This window comes from Luteibacter sp. KNZ12-1A (assembly GCF_056755675.1).
Genome location: NZ_JBPGXU010000190.1, coordinates 1 through 1,807, shown reverse-complemented (window position 1 = coordinate 1,807; position 1,807 = coordinate 1). Strand labels below are relative to the sequence as shown.

Annotated in this window: 2 protein-coding genes; both read right to left on the bottom strand. The window is 63.6% G+C overall.

Features of this window, described 5'->3' with window-relative positions; all coding sequences use genetic code 11:
- Positions 1–553, bottom strand: a 553-nt coding sequence (locus tag ACR9ZJ_RS19270) for a PilN domain-containing protein (protein ID WP_481288675.1), incomplete at its 3' end; no start/stop codon positions are given.
- Positions 553–1,611 carry a pilus assembly protein PilM gene (locus tag ACR9ZJ_RS19265; protein WP_306851013.1) on the bottom strand — a complete coding sequence of 353 codons (1,059 nt, stop codon included), beginning with the start codon at positions 1,609–1,611 and terminating at the stop codon, positions 553–555. The genes ACR9ZJ_RS19270 and ACR9ZJ_RS19265, both read right to left, overlap by 1 nt.
- Positions 1,612–1,807: the final 196 nt, after the last annotated feature.

Sequence of the window (1,807 nt, the reverse complement as noted above, 5' to 3'; positions counted from 1 at the left end):
AGATGTGTATAAGAGACAGGTTCAGGTGTACATCGAGACCGAAGCGATACGGCATCCGAGACGCGTCGTGCGTGTTCTCCGTCTTGCGCAGGTCGGCATGGCCCATCCAGGGCGAGGCCTCGATGTTGCGCATGTACTCGGCCACGCTGGAGTTGGACTGGGATACGCCGTCCAACGACATGGAATCGCCGGATTGCTTCATGCCCGACAAACGGGCGCTGGAAGGTATCGTCTTCACGAGCTCGTCGAACAGGTGGACCATCTGCGACCGGTTGGCCTGGAGCTGCTCGATGATCTGCTTGCGCTGGAGGAGGTCGGAACGGACCTTCTCCAGGTCCTTGATCTTCGCGATACGGTCGTCGAGCTGCTTGATCTCGCTCTGCAGGTACGTGTTCCGCTCGCCCTGGTTGTCGATGCGGGCATCCATCCAGAACGACCAGCCGATCAACACCACCAGCGCGGCGCCGAAGGCGAGGCCCAGCTGGGTATAGAACTCCCTTTCCCGCTGCTTGCGACGTTCGGCGCGCCAGGGAAGTAGGTTGATGCGTGCCATCAGTCGAAACTCCTCATGGCCAGGCCGACGGCGATCATCAACGCGGGGGCATCCTGGGCAAGGGTCTGGGCCTGCACGCGGCTGGACAAGGCCATCCGGGCCAGCGGATTGGCCACCACGCAGGGCACGCCCAGCTGCTGTTCGAGCAGTTCGGTGATGCCTTCGATGGAAGCGCAACCGCCGGCGAGTACCACCTGGTCCACGCGGCTGTATTCGCTGCCGGCGAAGAAGAACTGGAGAAGGCGGCTGACCTGCTGGACCAGCGATTCCTTGAACGGCTCCAGCGCCTCCATCTCGTAGGATTCGGGCAGCCCGCCCTTGCGCTTGGCACGCCCGGCTTCCTCGTAGGAGAGGCCGTAGCGGCGCATGATCTCGTCGGTCAGCTGCTTGCCACCGAAGACCTGCTCGCGGGAGTAGATGGTGCGCTGGTTCTTGAGCACCGCCAGCGTCGTCATGGTCGCGCCGATGTCGACGACGGCGACCAGCGCGTCGCGGGAGACCGCGAGCTGGTCGGCCACCATGCCGAAGGCGTTCTCCATGGCGAAGGCCTCCACGTCGATGACCCGTGCGGTCAGGCCGCCCAGGTCCAGCGCCGCGATGCGCATGTCCACGTTCTCCGTCCGCGAGGCGGCCAGGAGCACGTTATTCATCTCGGGATTGTCGCGAACCGGGCCGAGCACCTCGAAATCGAGGCTGACTTCCTCGATCGGATAAGGGATGTACTGGTTGGCCTCGACCTGGATCTGGCCTTCGAGGTCGTCCTCGGAGAGATCGGCCGACATGGGAATGATGCGGGTGATCACCGCGGAGCCGGCCACGGCCGCCGCCGCGTGCTTGATCTTGGCACCGGAACGGGCCAGGGCGCGGCGGATGGCCTCGCCGACCGCCTCGACCTCGACGATGTTCTTTTCCACCACCGCGTTGGGTGGGAGTGGTTCGACGGCGTAGTGTTCGACGCGATAGCGCCCGCCGGCTTGGCTGAGTTGAAGCAGCTTTACCGCGGTCGAGCTTATGTCGACGCCGATCAACGGCGCCGCCTTGGGTGTAAAGAGCCCCACGATTCCCCCTTCCCCGCGCCTTGTCGGAATTGGTCTTCGGCGCGAAGGCATTAGATCTAAAACTTAACAGATTGGCAACGGCCGGTCGGGCCGCTTACCGGCACTAATTCACAAATCCAGTCACTGGGTTAGCGAAATCCCCTCATGCCGGGTCGAACCCCTCCTCCCCCGCCCCACCCCCGGCTTGGTTCTATAC